The sequence below is a fragment of the Photorhabdus kayaii genome, from assembly GCF_025384895.1.
GTDB classification, from domain to species: Bacteria; Pseudomonadota; Gammaproteobacteria; order Enterobacterales; family Enterobacteriaceae; genus Photorhabdus; species Photorhabdus kayaii.
Map to the genome: position 1 here is coordinate 71,120 of NZ_JAJAFZ010000015.1, position 14,282 is coordinate 85,401.

Annotated in this window: 15 protein-coding genes; 13 read left to right on the forward strand and 2 right to left on the reverse strand. The window is 45.9% G+C overall.

Annotated features, from left to right (window positions below; translation table 11 throughout):
• Positions 1 to 253: 253 nt before the first annotated feature.
• Together LGZ98_RS08190 and LGZ98_RS08195 are read left to right on the forward strand one after the other, a co-directional pair.
• On the forward strand, positions 254 to 1,264 hold the full coding sequence (locus LGZ98_RS08190; protein ID WP_113042115.1) for a fimbrial protein: 1,011 nt from the start codon (positions 254 to 256) through the stop codon (positions 1,262 to 1,264).
• A 45-nt stretch (positions 1,265 to 1,309) separates the two neighbouring features.
• Positions 1,310 to 2,053 (forward strand): 4'-phosphopantetheinyl transferase family protein, encoded by a 744-nt coding sequence (locus tag LGZ98_RS08195; RefSeq protein ID WP_262977943.1) that lies wholly within the window; start codon positions 1,310 to 1,312, stop codon positions 2,051 to 2,053.
• 41 nt (positions 2,054 to 2,094) lie between these two features.
• On the opposite strand, the gene hpaR is transcribed toward LGZ98_RS08195, so the two are convergent.
• Entirely contained in the window at positions 2,095 to 2,547 is a 453-nt protein-coding gene (hpaR, locus tag LGZ98_RS08200; protein ID WP_113042113.1) for a homoprotocatechuate degradation operon regulator HpaR, read from the reverse strand.
• Positions 2,548 to 3,054: 507 nt separating this feature from the next.
• Here hpaR and LGZ98_RS08205 point away from each other — a divergent pair.
• The 9 genes from LGZ98_RS08205 (at position 3,055) to hpaI (ending at position 11,575) form a co-directional block, all read left to right on the forward strand.
• Positions 3,055 to 3,687, forward strand: coding sequence for a fumarylacetoacetate hydrolase family protein (locus tag LGZ98_RS08205; RefSeq protein WP_113042112.1), 633 nt, complete (start codon positions 3,055 to 3,057; stop codon positions 3,685 to 3,687).
• Positions 3,684 to 4,445 carry a fumarylacetoacetate hydrolase family protein gene (locus tag LGZ98_RS08210; RefSeq protein WP_113042111.1) on the forward strand — a complete coding sequence of 254 codons (762 nt, stop codon included), beginning with the start codon at positions 3,684 to 3,686 and terminating at the stop codon, positions 4,443 to 4,445. The genes LGZ98_RS08205 and LGZ98_RS08210 overlap by 4 nt, the downstream gene beginning before the upstream one ends.
• Complete coding sequence (gene hpaE, locus LGZ98_RS08215) at positions 4,445 to 5,911, forward strand: 5-carboxymethyl-2-hydroxymuconate semialdehyde dehydrogenase (protein ID WP_113042110.1); 1,467 nt, start codon at positions 4,445 to 4,447, stop codon at positions 5,909 to 5,911. Before LGZ98_RS08210 ends, hpaE begins: the two co-directional genes overlap by 1 nt.
• Before the next feature lie 64 nt (positions 5,912 to 5,975).
• Positions 5,976 to 6,854: a 3,4-dihydroxyphenylacetate 2,3-dioxygenase gene (gene hpaD, locus LGZ98_RS08220; protein ID WP_113042109.1), complete on the forward strand. Its 879-nt coding sequence runs from the start codon at positions 5,976 to 5,978 to the stop codon at positions 6,852 to 6,854.
• 14 nt (positions 6,855 to 6,868) lie between these two features.
• Positions 6,869 to 7,255 (forward strand): 5-carboxymethyl-2-hydroxymuconate Delta-isomerase, encoded by a 387-nt coding sequence (locus tag LGZ98_RS08225; RefSeq protein ID WP_113042108.1) that lies wholly within the window; start codon positions 6,869 to 6,871, stop codon positions 7,253 to 7,255.
• Between the two features lie 2 nt (positions 7,256 to 7,257).
• On the forward strand, positions 7,258 to 8,487 hold the full coding sequence (locus LGZ98_RS08230; protein WP_191214828.1) for a Bcr/CflA family multidrug efflux MFS transporter: 1,230 nt from the start codon (positions 7,258 to 7,260) through the stop codon (positions 8,485 to 8,487).
• Positions 8,477 to 9,949, forward strand: coding sequence for an NAD-dependent succinate-semialdehyde dehydrogenase (locus tag LGZ98_RS08235; protein WP_113042107.1), 1,473 nt, complete (start codon positions 8,477 to 8,479; stop codon positions 9,947 to 9,949). The genes LGZ98_RS08230 and LGZ98_RS08235 overlap by 11 nt, the downstream gene beginning before the upstream one ends.
• Before the next feature lie 4 nt (positions 9,950 to 9,953).
• Positions 9,954 to 10,757 (forward strand): 2-oxo-hept-4-ene-1,7-dioate hydratase, encoded by an 804-nt coding sequence (gene hpaH / locus LGZ98_RS08240; protein ID WP_049583187.1) that lies wholly within the window; start codon positions 9,954 to 9,956, stop codon positions 10,755 to 10,757.
• An 11-nt stretch (positions 10,758 to 10,768) separates the two neighbouring features.
• On the forward strand, positions 10,769 to 11,575 hold the full coding sequence (gene hpaI / locus LGZ98_RS08245) for a 4-hydroxy-2-oxoheptanedioate aldolase (protein WP_262977944.1): 807 nt from the start codon (positions 10,769 to 10,771) through the stop codon (positions 11,573 to 11,575).
• 30 nt (positions 11,576 to 11,605) lie between these two features.
• On the opposite strand, the gene LGZ98_RS08250 is transcribed toward hpaI, so the two are convergent.
• A complete protein-coding gene (locus tag LGZ98_RS08250) occupies positions 11,606 to 11,737 on the reverse strand; it encodes a hypothetical protein (protein WP_262977945.1) in 132 nt (43 codons plus the stop codon).
• A 57-nt stretch (positions 11,738 to 11,794) separates the two neighbouring features.
• On the opposite strand from LGZ98_RS08250, the gene hpaX reads away from it, so the two are divergent.
• Both hpaX and hpaA read left to right on the forward strand, forming a co-directional pair.
• Positions 11,795 to 13,171: a 4-hydroxyphenylacetate permease gene (gene hpaX, locus LGZ98_RS08255; protein ID WP_262977946.1), complete on the forward strand. Its 1,377-nt coding sequence runs from the start codon at positions 11,795 to 11,797 to the stop codon at positions 13,169 to 13,171.
• Between the two features lie 25 nt (positions 13,172 to 13,196).
• On the forward strand, positions 13,197 to 14,087 hold the full coding sequence (gene hpaA, locus LGZ98_RS08260; RefSeq protein ID WP_162107513.1) for a 4-hydroxyphenylacetate catabolism regulatory protein HpaA: 891 nt from the start codon (positions 13,197 to 13,199) through the stop codon (positions 14,085 to 14,087).
• The last annotated feature ends 195 nt before the right edge of the window (positions 14,088 to 14,282 follow it).

A 14,282-nucleotide genomic window follows, 5' to 3' on the forward strand; every position in this document is an offset into this window, starting at 1 on the left:
AAAATCCTCACGTACTACGTGTACGCTCCGGTTTTTCCGCACTGTCCGTGTTCACTGTTTATTTATTAAGAACGGCCTGCAACAATTACGCCTATTGGGATAGTCTCTTAGACTATAAATAAATCTGCCATATTAATTTCACTAATAAATTATACCGGATGGCATTACTCTCGCTTCATTGTGTTATTAATAAATGGTGTTATTAGTAAATTGCGTTGTCAGTAATTAAGAATAAATCTCAATAGGCATAGATATGAAATCTTGTTTACGATTATTAATTTCTGCTGTTTTACTTTTCAATATCAATAAAATACATGCTGCTTGTATTTCAGAATCCACAACGGGTAACGGCACTGTATATTTTGACTTAAGTTCACTTAAATTAAACTTAAATACATTAAATACTAAAAGTATTCATGTTGCCAGATTTAGTGCTGAACAATTAGCTAGCAGCATGGGGCTCAATATAAATGATCCTATTTTTTCATGTGATGACAACGGATATTTGGTTTTTGGTGAAAGTGTTTATCCTGGCATGTCAGGTAATACGGAGCATGGGACAGGAAAGCTAACAACAGGTATAGAGAATCTCTATTTATATTTTGTTGCTCCTACTGGGAACCTAAATAATATGAAATATCCCACGACGGATGGCAGAAGTTATATCTATTACCCGCCAGAAAAGAAAAAAATCACCTGGAAAGATATCGGTGATATTGATGTTTATCTCTATAAAGAAGGCGCAATTAAATCGGGAAAATCATTGCACGCTGGAATAATTTCCCTATTACAAACATCGAACGGCATCCGTCTAATAACCATAAGAAACAAAACAAGATATCATGTTACTGCTCAAGGTTGCATGGCGCTATCTGGCGATCAAACCGTTAGATTTCATGATGTTTATAGTTCTTCATTTAAAGGAAAAGGAACAACTGCCGGCCATGCTGATTTTAATATCGGCATTGAATGTACAGAAAAAATCGAACCTACAATTACATTTTCAGCAAGAACAATCAGTGGCGCCCCAGAGAGTATTATTCAATTAAACAGAGCTAATGCAGCGAATACAGCAAAAGGGGTTGGTGTGCAAATCTTATATATGGGAACGCCCGTTCCTGTTGGAAAGCCATTTGTTGTCGGTCATTCTGACAGGAATTCTCGTTATAATTTACCTTTCACTGCCCGCTATTACCAAACCGATGATAGAATAACAGGCGGAAAAGCTAACGCTACAGCACATTTTACCGTTCAATATGAGTGATATTCAGTATAAACTGGACAGTATTTCCTTATCTGGATAATTAACATGGAACAGACAGTTATACACACCAATCAAGCATCACTGCCAGAATATGACAACGGATTTATGACTCAAATCGAGTATGGAACAGTTGTTAAACATCCCCAAGTGCATTTCTGGCAAGCTCGTTTTGAACTTTCACATTATCACGATGAATTGTTCAATCAATTAAATTTTCCCTTCCCTGATACATTAGCTAAAGCCGTCAAAAAGCGGCGGGCTGAATATCTGGCAGCACGTTATTGCGCCAGACAACTTTTAGCGCAATTAGGGCAACCAGCATTTAATTTGATCTCCGGTAATGATCGCGCTCCAATTTGGCCGGAAGGTATTTGCGGTTCTGTTTCTCATTCATCTCATTGTGCAATTGTGATGGCTGCACCGCAAACTCATAACCGATTAATTGGTGTCGATGTAGAAGCGATCGTCGATCGTCAAAATATAGATGAAATCACAAAAATGATTGTGAATGACAAGGAAATTCAACTTCTGAAACATTGTCATTTACCACTTGAACAAGCATTTATCCTTGCCTTTTCTGTAAAAGAGAGTTTGTATAAGGCACTCTATCCACAAGTAAAACGGTTCTTTGGTTTTGAAGCGGCTGAAATTACTGCTCTATCCCTCGAAAATAATGAAATAACATTAGCGTTGCGGGAAACTCTCACCCATCATTACCCAACAGGTACACTATTTCGAGGGCAATTTATTATCTACCCACAGGAAATATTAACGCTAATTATTCAATAGATAAAACTGATAATTGCTGATTCTGCTCAGCAATTTCACTATTATTCATTACCCTCATCCTTTTCCGTATTTATCAGTGAGTTCTTACCAACAGCAATTAACTCTTCCAACAACGCTGAAAGCTGAACCAGCTTTTCCGGCGAAAAAGCTTTTTCAATCGCCTGATATCCCTGTTCTACCTGCTCTTTCGCCTTTTCATAAAGTTTCTGGCCATCCGGTGTTAAAGAAACATAAAGTTTGCGCTGGTCATTCATCGGTTTAAGACGAAAGATCAAGCCATCACGCTCCATACGAGTTAATATCCCAGTCAAACTTGGACGAAGAATGCAGGTCTGGCAAGACAAATCATAAAAATCAATTGACCGATTACCAGACAGTACACGAATAATACGCCACTGCTGTTCAGTCAAATTATGACTCTTAAGGATTGGGCGGAAAAAACCCATCGCGGTTTCTCGCGCTTGAAGTAATGCAATTGTCAGAGATTCATGCATGGGTAATGAAGGCTCTTATTTTAGTTAATCACTGATTTACTCTCTGTTGAAAGTATTATACTCGTTATCTTTCAAGTTGCCTCTTTGTTGGCTGCACTCACTCCGGTCACATCGTTATCTATGCTCCCGGGGATTCGCTCCCTTGCCGTCGCGATGCATCTTGAAATCCATAAGGTATATCTCACTCTATAACCACAGTAAAAAAGACTAGCACGTCCCTCAGTCAACCACAAAGAAAAAATCATAAAAATATTAATAAGTAAATAAAAATAAACTCTTAAAATTAGGTTAATAAAAGGTTAATAAAGAAGTAAGTACTTTATCCATAAAAAGATTAATATATTGATTAATAATGATAAAAAACAAATTTAGGGGAGATATTGTTACTGAGATCACAATTAAAATTAACAAACACATTAACATATTGCAACAACTCGCCCTGTAGTTTATTAATATATTAATAAGTGCATCTTAAAACCGCCCGTTTAAGTTTATGAGGAATCGTTAATGAAAGGCACTGTCTTCGCCGTAGCCCTCAACCACCAGAGCCAGGTAGATTTCTGGCATGACTCATTTCAGCAAACACCTTATAACACTTTGCCTAAGACACCAGTATGGTTCATTAAATCACGCAATACCGTTATCACCTCCGGTGAAGCGATTCCCCATCCGGTAGGTGAAGAGGTTCAAAGCGGTGCAACGCTGGCATTAATAATAGGTAAAACCGCCCGCAAAGTTGCTATCGAAAACGCAGCCGAATATATCGCAGGTTATGCATTAGCTAATGAAGTCAGCCTGCCTGAAACCGCTTTTTATCGTCCGGCAATTAAAGCTAAGTGTCGTGATGGTTTTTGCCCCATAGGCCAAATGATCCATCCTAAATCCATTGATGCGTTAGATATTATTACCGAAATCAATGGTCAGGAAGTCGATCGCTGGTCAACCGCCGATCTGGTACGTTCAGCCACGGAATTAGTTGCAGCATTGAGTGATTTCGCAACCCTTAAAGAGGGGGATGTGATCCTGCTTGGAACGCCACACCAACGCGTGGCTATCAAACCGGGCGACAAAGTTGTTATTCGAGCAGCAGGTTTCCCATCACTGGAAAATCAGGTTGTGCAAGTGGGAGAAAAAGCATGAAACACGCAAGAGTTCACTATCAAGGTCGCGATTTGATTGTTACCGTCGATGAACAGGAAAATGTCTGTCTGCCTGATGGCAGTAAAATCAACGGCGAATCCGTTCAGTGGCTGCCACCCGCAAACGGTACCCTGTTTGCCCTCGGTTTGAATTATGCTGATCACGCCACTGAGCTGGAATTTAAGCCTCCCAAAGAACCGCTGGTTTTTATCAAGGCCGCCAATACGCTAACCGGTCATCGTCAGGTTTCCGTTCGCCCTGATAATGTGGAATATATGCATTATGAAGCCGAGCTGGTGGTTGTCATCGGCAAAACCGCCCACAAAGTGACTAAAGAACAAGCGATGGATTACGTTGCCGGGTACACCGTCTGTAACGATTACGCAATCCGTGACTATCTGGAAAACTACTATCGCCCTAATCTCCGGGTAAAAAGCCGCGATACACTGACCCCCATCGGTCCGTGGTTCGTCGATAAAGAAGATGTACCCAATCCGCATAATCTGACATTAAGCACCTGGGTTAATGGTGAATTGCGTCAACGCGGCACAACCGCTGATTTGATCTTCAATATTCCATTCTTGATCGCTTATTTAAGTGACTTTATGACGCTGCAACCGGGAGACATGATCGCCACCGGCACGCCAAAAGGATTATCCGATGTGGTGCCGGGAGATGAAGTTATTGTTGAAGTTGAAGGTGTAGGGCGTCTGGTCAACCGTATTGTCAGCCAGCAAGAGTATGAGGAGAGTCTGTAATGACCGTAATTAACCATTGGATCAACGGCAAAAACGTCAGCAGTAAAACCTATTTTGAAACCACAAACCCGGCTACCGGCGAAGTGCTGGCAGAAGTCGCTTCCGGCGGTCAAGAAGAGGTTGATCAAGCCGTTGCCGCCGCAAAGGCAGCCTTTCCCAAATGGGCAGATCTGCCGATGAAAGAGCGTGCACGCCTGATGCGCCGTTTGGGTGAACTGATTGATGAGAATGTGCCTGAAATCGCCGCAATGGAAACCAAAGATACCGGTTTGCCCATTCATCAGACACAAAATGTGCTGATCCCTCGCGCTTCTCACAATTTCAACTTCTTTGCTGAGATTTGTCAGCAAATGAACGGCCGTACCTATCCCGTTGATGACAAGATGCTCAACTATACATTGGTGCAACCCGTCGGTGTTTGTGCACTGATTTCTCCGTGGAACGTGCCATTTATGACCGCCACTTGGAAAGTTGCCCCCTGTTTAGCACTAGGTAACACCGCAGTACTGAAAATGTCAGAGCTTTCCCCATTAACCGCAAACCGTTTAGGAGAATTGGCACGAGAAGCGGGTATCCCTGCCGGTGTGCTGAATGTGGTTCAGGGATATGGTGCTACCGCGGGTGACGCACTGGTGAAACATCACGATGTACGGGCAGTTTCGTTTACCGGCGGCACAGCAACGGGTCGTCAGATTATGAAAAATGCCGGCTTGAAAAAATATTCAATGGAACTAGGGGGTAAATCTCCGGTTCTGATCTTCGAAGATGCGGATATTGATCGCGCACTGGATGCCGCGTTGTTCACCATTTTCTCTATTAATGGTGAACGTTGTACCGCCGGTTCACGCATTTTCATTCAGGAAAGTATCTACCCTGAGTTTATTAAGCGTTTTGTGGAACGCGCTAATCGTTTGCGGGTGGGTGATCCACAAGATCCAACCACCCAGATCGGTGCACTTATCAGCAAGCCGCATTGGGAGAAAGTCTCCGGTTACATCCGTCTGGGAATAGAGGAAGGTGCAACGTTGCTGGCTGGTGGCCCAGACAAGCCCATCGATTTGCCGACACACCTGAAAGAGGGCCATTTCCTGCGCCCAACGGTGCTGGCGGATGTTGATAACCGTATGCGGGTTGCTCAGGAGGAGATCTTTGGCCCTGTCGCCTGCCTGCTGCCATTCAAAGATGAAGCAGAAGGTCTGCGCCTGGCAAATGACGTGGAGTACGGTCTGGCTTCTTACATCTGGACGCAGGATGTCAGCAAAGTCTTGCGATTGGCCCGCAATATTGAAGCTGGCATGGTATTCGTCAACACCCAGAACGTCCGTGACCTGCGTCAACCCTTCGGCGGCGTGAAAGCCTCTGGCACTGGCCGTGAAGGCGGTGAATACAGTTTTGACGTGTTTGCTGAGATGAAAAACGTCTGTATCTCTATGGGGGATCATCCAATCCCACGTTGGGGGGTATAACCGTTCCGTCAGCGTTAACCACGGCGAATTCCGGTTCGCCGTCCTGATATCAAATGAGGATTTTATGGGTAAGTTAGCGTTAGCAGCCAAAATTACACATGTGCCATCCATGTATCTGTCTGAACTACCGGGAAAGCATCACGGTTGCCGTCAGGGAGCGATTGATGGTCACAAAGAGATCAGTCGCCGTTGTCGCGAAATGGGTGTCGATACCATTATTGTGTTTGATACGCACTGGTTGGTGAATAGTGCCTATCACATCAATTGCGCCGACCATTTCTCCGGCATTTACACCAGTAATGAATTACCCCACTTCATCCGGGATATGAGTTATGAATATGACGGTAACCCTGAATTGGGACAAATGATCGCAGAAGAGGCACGCAATGTCGGCGTACGCGCTCAGGCGCATGAAATCTCAAGCCTGAAACTGGAGTATGGCACGCTGGTACCAATGCGTTACATGAACAGTGACCGACATTTTAAAGTTGTCTCGGTCTCCGCATTCTGCACTGTCCATGCTTTTGAAGATAGCCGTCGTCTTGGAGAGGCAATTCTGACAGCGATTGAGAAATATGATGGCACCGTTGCTGTACTCGCCAGCGGTTCCCTTTCTCACCGCTTTATTGATGATCAACGCGCTGAAGAGGGCATGAATAGCTACACCCGAGAATTTGATGAACAGATGGATCATCGGGTGGTTCAACTTTGGAAAGAGGGCAAATTCAAAGAGTTCTGCAAGATGCTGCCGGAATATGCAGATTATTGTTATGGCGAAGGCAATATGCACGACACGGTGATGTTATTAGGTCTACTCGGTTGGGATAAATATGACGGTAAAGTGGAGTTTCTGACTGAACTGTTTGCGAGTTCTGGTACCGGGCAAGTCAACGCCGTATTTCCACTACCTGATTACATCACCGATAAACCCGCGATCCCCTGATTAGGAGCAACCTAATGCCACATTTTTATGCTGAATGTACGGAAAATATCCGCGAACAAGCCAATTTGCCTGAATTGTTTGTCAAAGTGAATCAGGCGCTGGCAGATACCGGTATTTTCCCATTAGGCGGCATACGCAGCCGCGCCATCTGGCTGGATACTTGGCAAATGGCCGATGGTCAACATGATTACGCCTTCGTCCATATGACACTGAAAATCGGCGCAGGACGCAGCCTTGAAAGCCGTCAACAGGTTGGTGAGATACTGTTCACTCTGATCAAACAACATTTTGCCTCGCTGATGGCACAACGTTACCTTGCCCTCTCTTTTACGATGGAAGAATTAGACCCGGTATTGAACTACAAACAAAACAACGTCCACGCCTTGTTTCGTAAGGAGTAGTGATGCCGAAGCCCTTTCATCCGCATCCTCCTCGCTGGTTAATCCCTTTATTAGGCGCACTGGTGGCCTTCGGGCCTCTGTCGATCGATATGTACCTGCCAGCCTTGCCGGAAATGGCAAGGCAATTACAGGCAACACAAGGGCAGATGCAACATACTTTGGGCGCATTTTTCGCCGGTTTCTGTATCGGTATGCTGTTATACGGCCCACTGAGCGACCATTTAGGGCGAAGAAAACTGCTGCTCAGCGGTATCGCATTATTTGTCGTTGCCAGTGCGTTGTGTACCTTGGTGACACACGTTGAACACCTGATTTTACTGCGCGCATTACAGGCATTTGGCAGCGGCGCCGCGGTGGTCATGGGCCGAGCGATCGCCCGTGATATCTATGGCCCACAGGAATTACCACGCGTGCTATCACTCATGACTTTAGTGACCATGATAGCGCCACTTATTGCCCCATTACTTGGTGGCTTATTGTTAACCTATTTCAATTGGCAAGCCATATTTGCGTTATTGGGCCTGTTCGGTTGTATCAGTGGAATATTATTACTATTTTTCTTGCCAGAAACGCTGCCCGCTCAGAGTAACAATGGAAAACTTATCACCGCTTTTAAAAATTACGGCAAGTTACTGACTGACGGTGAAGCTATGGCAACTATCGGCACATTGGCATTTACTTGTGCGGCTATGTTCGCATTTATCAGTGGTTCCCCTTTCGTCTATATCAACTATTTTCAGGTTCCGGCGAATTACTATGGGTTACTGTTCGCCTGTAATGCACTCGGCATGATGGCAATAGTGCTGCTCAATGTCCGTTTACTAAAAGTCTACGATCTTTCTCGTCTGTTATTTATCCAAACCAGTGCTCAATTACTGTTTGGCATCTTACTGGTTATCTTTTATCAGCAAAGTCTGACGGTGATCGTCATTTTGATCGTACTGTTTATCTCGCTGGTTAATGCCATTGGTACTAACAGCCTCTCTTTATTACTTCAACATCGAGGCCAACTTGCCGGCAGCGCCAGCGCGCTCGCGATTTCCGCACAATTTGCTATGGCAGCACTTGCCAGTGTTGCCGTCTCTTTACTACAAGATGAAACCCCTTTTGCTATGGCCCTTGTAATGACGGTTTGTGCTGGATTGTGTTGGTTATGCCAACAGCTAGCCACTTTCTACCGGCGAAAACCACTCATACAAGTGTCTTCAGGAGAAAAAAATCATGACAAATAATGTAAATACGGAATTACTGCGTCAACAAGCTTATATCAACGGGCAGTGGGTTGATGCCGACAACCAAGCAACTTTTAAGGTGACTAACCCGGCAAATGGTGAAGTTATTGCCCACGTCAGTAATATGGGGGCGGCCGAAACAGAACGCGCAATTGCAGCCGCTCAGCAAGCCCTGCCAGCCTGGAGAGCCATGACAGCCAAACAACGCAGCCAGATCCTGCAACGTTGGTTTCAGTTAATGCTGGCAAATCAACAGGCACTGGCTGAATTGTTGAGCCGGGAGCAAGGGAAGCCACAGACAGAAGCTATGGGCGAGATCGCTTATGGTGCCAGTTTCATCGAATGGTTTGCGGAAGAAGGTAAACGTACCTACGGTGAAACCATTCCAAGCCCCTTGCCCGGTCGCCGGATTGCCACGATTAAACAACCTATTGGCGTTGTGGCGGCCATTACACCGTGGAACTTCCCCAACGCCATGATCACCCGCAAGGTTGGCCCTGCTCTGGCAGCGGGCTGCACGGTGATCCTAAAACCCGCCTCGGAAACCCCACTTTCCGCTCTGGCTCTGGCCGCGCTAGCGGAACAAGCCGGCATTCCCGCAGGGGTATTCAATGTGGTGACTGGCGTCGATGCAAAAACCATCGGCGGGGTTATGACCCAAAGCCCGATTGTTCGCAAACTCTCTTTTACTGGTTCAACCCGTGTCGGTAAGCTCTTGATGGCACAAAGTGCCGATACCGTGAAAAAGCTATCACTAGAATTGGGCGGCAATGCACCATTTATCGTTTTTGATGATGCTGATATTGATGCCGCGGTACAGGGAGCGTTGATAGCTAAATTCCGCAACAGCGGTCAAACCTGTGTTTGCGCTAATCGAATTTTGGTGCAGGAAACCATTTATGACACTTTTGCCGAACGTCTGGCACAAGCCGTTAATCGGTTGCAGGTTGGCCCGGCCAACGATGCCAAATCACAACAAGGCCCACTGATCAATCAAGCCGCCGTCGATAAAGTCGAGGAACACATCAGTGACGCCATTTCCCACGGCGCACGCATATTGGCCGGGGGTAAACCACACGCTCTAGGCGGTCTGTTCTTCGAACCTACCGTACTGGCTGATGTCAATGAATCCATGCTTATCTCCCAAGAAGAAACATTTGGCCCTATTGCTCCCCTGTTCAAATTCCGTGATGAAGCAGAAGCCATTCATCTGGCAAATGAGACTGAATTTGGGCTGGCGGCTTATTTTTATTCCCGCGATATCGGCCGGATCTACCGTGTGGCAGAAGCGCTGGAGAGCGGCATGGTCGGGATCAATGAAGGTTTGATCTCTAATGAAGCCGCCCCCTTCGGCGGCATTAAACAATCGGGCTTGGGACGTGAAGGTTCTCGTTACGGTATCGAAGATTATCTGGAAGTGAAATACCTCTGCTTTGGTGGCATAGAGGACACAGGAGTTTAACCGCATGTTACAGAAAGAAGTCGTATCACAGGTTGCACATCGTCTGCATCAAGCAGAAAAAAGCCGTGAACAAATACGCCAGATCTCATTGGATTACCCTGAAATCACCATCGACGATGCTTATGCTATTCAGCGTCACTGGGTGGAGTTGAAAATTGCCGAAGGTCGCGTACTCAAAGGCCATAAAATTGGCCTGACCTCAAAGGCTATGCAAGCCAGTTCACAAATCAGTGAGCCAGATTATGGCGCTCTGCTGGACGATATGTTTTTCCCTGATGGCAGTGATATTCCATGTGATCGCTTTATTGTGCCCCGTATTGAGGTCGAACTGGCATTTATTCTGGCAAAACCTTTGCGTGGCCCGAACTGCACACTGTTTGATGTTTACAATGCAACCGATTACATCATTCCAGCGTTGGAATTGATCGACGCCCGTTGCCATAACATCGATCCGGAAACCAAGCGTCCACGCAAAGTGTTCGATACGATTTCTGACAATGCCGCCAACGGCGGCGTCATTATGGGCGGCCGCCCAATTAAACCCGACGAGTTTGATCTGCGCTGGATCAGCGCTCTGCTCTATCGCAATGGCGTGATTGAAGAATCCGGTGTCGCGGCTGCGGTACTTAATCATCCGGCTAACGGTGTCGCATGGTTGGCAAACAAACTGGCCCCACATGGTGTTCAGCTCGAAGCAGGACAAATCATTCTCAGCGGCTCTTTTACCCGCCCGGTTCCAGCAAATAAAGGGGATACCTTCCATGTGGATTATGGCCCCATCGGTGCTATCAGTTGCCGTTTTGTTTAAGGAGGAAAAATATGGATCGGTTAACCAATAAATTTAAACAGGCATTAAAAGCAGGCCAGCCACAAATCGGTCTATGGTTAGGGCTTTGTAACCCCTATAGTACTGAATTAGTGGCCGGAGCCGGTTTCGACTGGCTACTTATTGATGGCGAACATGCACCGAACGATGTTCAGACGATTTTAAGCCAATTGCAAGCCATCGCCCCTTATCCAAGTCATCCCATTGTGCGCCCACCCTGGAATGATCTGGTCATCATTAAACAACTATTGGATATCGGCGCCCAAACGTTATTAATCCCCATGATACAAAACGCTGAGCAGGCTTACGAAGCGGTTCGCGCAACCCGTTATCCACCGGCGGGTATCCGTGGTGTGGGCAGCGCTCTGGCAAGAGCTTCCCACTGGAACAGAATTCCTGATTATTTGCATCGCGCCAATGATGAAATCTGCGTTCTGGTTCAGGTAGAAACCCGTGAAGCACTCGGTAACCTGCCGGAGATCCTCAAAGTAGACGGTGTGGATGGTGTTTTTATCGGTCCGGCGGATCTAAGTTCCGACATGGGCTTTACCAATAATCCGCAACATCCTGAAGTGAAATCCGCAATTGAGCAGGCAATCGCCCAAATCAAAGTAGCGGGTAAAGCGCCGGGCATTCTGATGTCAGCACCCAATGTCGCCGAGCATTACCTGAAACTCGGCGCTCTATTCGTTGCTGTTGGTATTGATACAACTTTACTGGCTCGGACAGCGGAAGCACTGGCAGCACGATTTATCGCGGATAAAGAGCCGCCGGTAGCACCTTTATCCGGTGTTTATTAATCTTAGCAATCATAATATACCCTATGGATTTCAAGATGCATCGCGGCGGCAAAGGAGTGAATCCCCGGGAGCATAGATAACGATGTGACCGGGGTGAGCGAGTGCAGCCAACAAAGAGGCAACTTGAAAGATAACGGGTATAACAACTGATTTACTCAACAAGCATTTAATTTCCTAAACAACGTCATACACATAAAACAGTAATTAAGGAAAATGATAATGAGCGATTCATCAACTGCCGTGCAACAGCCGGAGCTTCCGGTTGGTCAACATAAACCGCTAACGGCACAACAGCAATCCGTCATTAATAAGCTATTCCGTCGCCTGATTATTTTCCTGTTCGTCTTATTTGTATTTTCGTTTCTGGATCGAATTAATATCGGATTTGCCGGCCTGACAATGGGCAAAGATCTTGGACTGAACGCAACCATGTTCGGTCTGGCGGCAACGCTGTTCTATGCCACTTATGTTATCTTCGGTATTCCTAGCAATATCATGCTTAGCATTGTCGGAGCGCGACGCTGGATAGCCACGATTATGGTGCTCTGGGGGATCGCTTCCACTGCCACCATGTTCGCCACCGGACCAACCAGTCTGTATATCTTGCGTATGCTAGTCGGTATCGCCGAAGCAGGTTTCGTGCCGGGTATCCTGTTGTATCTGACTTACTGGTTCCCGGCTTACTATCGCGCCCGTGCCAACGCGTTGTTTATGGTGGCAATGCCGGTGACGATGGCGTTTGGTTCTCTGGCTTCCGGTTATATTCTGGAAATGGATGGCCTCATGAACCTTCACGGCTGGCAATGGTTATTCCTGCTGGAAGGTTTTCCTTCGGTACTACTGGGAATTGTCGTTTGGTTCTATCTTGATGATTCACCCAAGCGAGCTAAGTGGCTGACAGATGAAGACAAAAAATGCTTACAAGAGATGATGGATAACGACCAGCCCGCTCTGGTTCAATCAGCAAGCTCATCAACTTATCAGACAATGCAAAAACGCAGTATATGGCGTGAGATTTTCGCGCCGATCATGCTGATGTATACCTTGGCCTACTTCTGTCTAACCAATACCTTGAGTGCGATTAATATCTGGACGCCACAGATTGTGCAAAGCTTCAATCAGGGCAGCAGTAACATCATGATCGGCATTCTGACCGCTATTCCTCAGTTTTGTACCATCATCGGGATGGTTTACTGGAGTCGCCGTTCAGACCGGTTACAAGAACGTAAAATGCATACGGCGCTACCTTATCTGTTTGCCGCTGCGGGCTGGATATTGACCTCATTGACTCACCATAGTGTCATTCAGCTCACTGGGATTATTATAGCTTCAGCCGGTTCATTTACCGCAATGGCGGTCTTCTGGACAACGCCAGATCAAGCTATCAGTTTACGCGCAAGGGCGATCGGCATTGCCGTTATTAGCGCTACAGGTAACATAGGTTCAGCACTCAGCCCGTTATTAATCGGCTGGTTGAAAGATCAGACAGGAAGCTTTAATACCGGGCTCTATTTCGTTGCCGGGTTGCTGGTCGTTGGCGCAGCCATTATTTGGCTGATCCCAATGAAACACGCCAGACAGAGAACAGCGCCATAATTTTCAATAAAAAGGAAAAACCATCATGGCTGAACCTATCATTGCCAACATTGATATCAGCAAGGATTATGATGAAACCCAAGGCACTGATGATGTGCATTATCAGACCTTTGGCCGGATGGCGGCATTTTTTGGTCGTAATATGCAAGCTCATCGTCACGATGGTTTCTTCCAACTTCATTTTTTGATCACCGGCCATATTGAATTACAGTTGGATGCTCAACATTATTCTGTACAAGCACCGCTGTTTATCCTGACTCCGCCCTCCGTTCCTCACGCTTTTTTCACTCAAGATGACAGTGACGGATATGTCCTTACCGTACGGCAAGATCTGATATTACCGTTATTGGAATCACTCTATCCGGCTAATAAAGATATTCTTGATATTCCGGCTATTTGCTTATCCGTCGCCGATAAACCGGAAGAGCTAGCCGCTTTTAATCACTATTGGGCGTTAATCGCCCGCGAATCATCTAATAACTTTATCGGTCGAGAGCAATCGCTGACATTCCTGGCACAAGCTATATTTACCCTGTTATTGCGCAATATTCCTCTTGATGATCACCCGATGAATGGCGTGCGAGGAGAAATTAAATTGTTTCAGCGCTTTAACCAATTAATAGACAATTATTATCATCATCATCTTTCCGTACCGGAATATGCTCATAAGTTAGATATTACAGAATCGCGGTTAAAAGATATGTGCCGTCGGTTTACCAACCGTCCACCGAAACGACTTATCTTCGACCGTCAACTGCGTGAAGCTAAACGGCTATTATTATTCAGTGATTGCCCAGTATTTGAAGTTGCCTATCAGCTCGGATTTAAAGATCCAGCCTATTTTGCCCGCTTCTTTAATCGATTAGTTGGTTGCTCACCTAGTTATTGGCGAGAAAGAAATATTCACGAAAAATAAATATCCATGCTAATTATTCCAAGCCCGGCATTTTATTCTGCTTGTTCAGCAAACCCCGTGCTATTAATTCGTGCTAAACCGACTCATTTTTATTACAAAACCTCTTCCAAGAATTAAAATTCTGAATATACTGAGATTCTGTAACTCACTGGAACTTTTTGAAGGATAAATGATGGCAACCGGAGTGCCTATATA

Excerpts from the sequence above, each read along its gene's own strand:
- LGZ98_RS08190 (WP_113042115.1), top strand. The coding sequence starts at position 254 with ATGAAATCTTGTTTACGATTATTAATTTCTGCTGTTTTACTTTTCAAT.
- LGZ98_RS08195 (WP_262977943.1), top strand. The coding sequence starts at position 1,310 with ATGGAACAGACAGTTATACACACCAATCAAGCATCACTGCCAGAATAT.
- hpaR (WP_113042113.1), bottom strand. The coding sequence starts at position 2,547 with ATGCATGAATCTCTGACAATTGCATTACTTCAAGCGCGAGAAACCGCG.
- LGZ98_RS08205 (WP_113042112.1), top strand. The coding sequence starts at position 3,055 with ATGAAAGGCACTGTCTTCGCCGTAGCCCTCAACCACCAGAGCCAGGTA.
- LGZ98_RS08210 (WP_113042111.1), top strand. The coding sequence starts at position 3,684 with ATGAAACACGCAAGAGTTCACTATCAAGGTCGCGATTTGATTGTTACC.
- hpaE (WP_113042110.1), top strand. The coding sequence starts at position 4,445 with ATGACCGTAATTAACCATTGGATCAACGGCAAAAACGTCAGCAGTAAA.
- hpaD (WP_113042109.1), top strand. The coding sequence starts at position 5,976 with ATGGGTAAGTTAGCGTTAGCAGCCAAAATTACACATGTGCCATCCATG.
- LGZ98_RS08225 (WP_113042108.1), top strand. The coding sequence starts at position 6,869 with ATGCCACATTTTTATGCTGAATGTACGGAAAATATCCGCGAACAAGCC.
- LGZ98_RS08230 (WP_191214828.1), top strand. The coding sequence starts at position 7,258 with ATGCCGAAGCCCTTTCATCCGCATCCTCCTCGCTGGTTAATCCCTTTA.
- LGZ98_RS08235 (WP_113042107.1), top strand. The coding sequence starts at position 8,477 with ATGACAAATAATGTAAATACGGAATTACTGCGTCAACAAGCTTATATC.
- hpaH (WP_049583187.1), top strand. The coding sequence starts at position 9,954 with ATGTTACAGAAAGAAGTCGTATCACAGGTTGCACATCGTCTGCATCAA.
- hpaI (WP_262977944.1), top strand. The coding sequence starts at position 10,769 with ATGGATCGGTTAACCAATAAATTTAAACAGGCATTAAAAGCAGGCCAG.
- hpaX (WP_262977946.1), top strand. The coding sequence starts at position 11,795 with ATGAGCGATTCATCAACTGCCGTGCAACAGCCGGAGCTTCCGGTTGGT.
- hpaA (WP_162107513.1), top strand. The coding sequence starts at position 13,197 with ATGGCTGAACCTATCATTGCCAACATTGATATCAGCAAGGATTATGAT.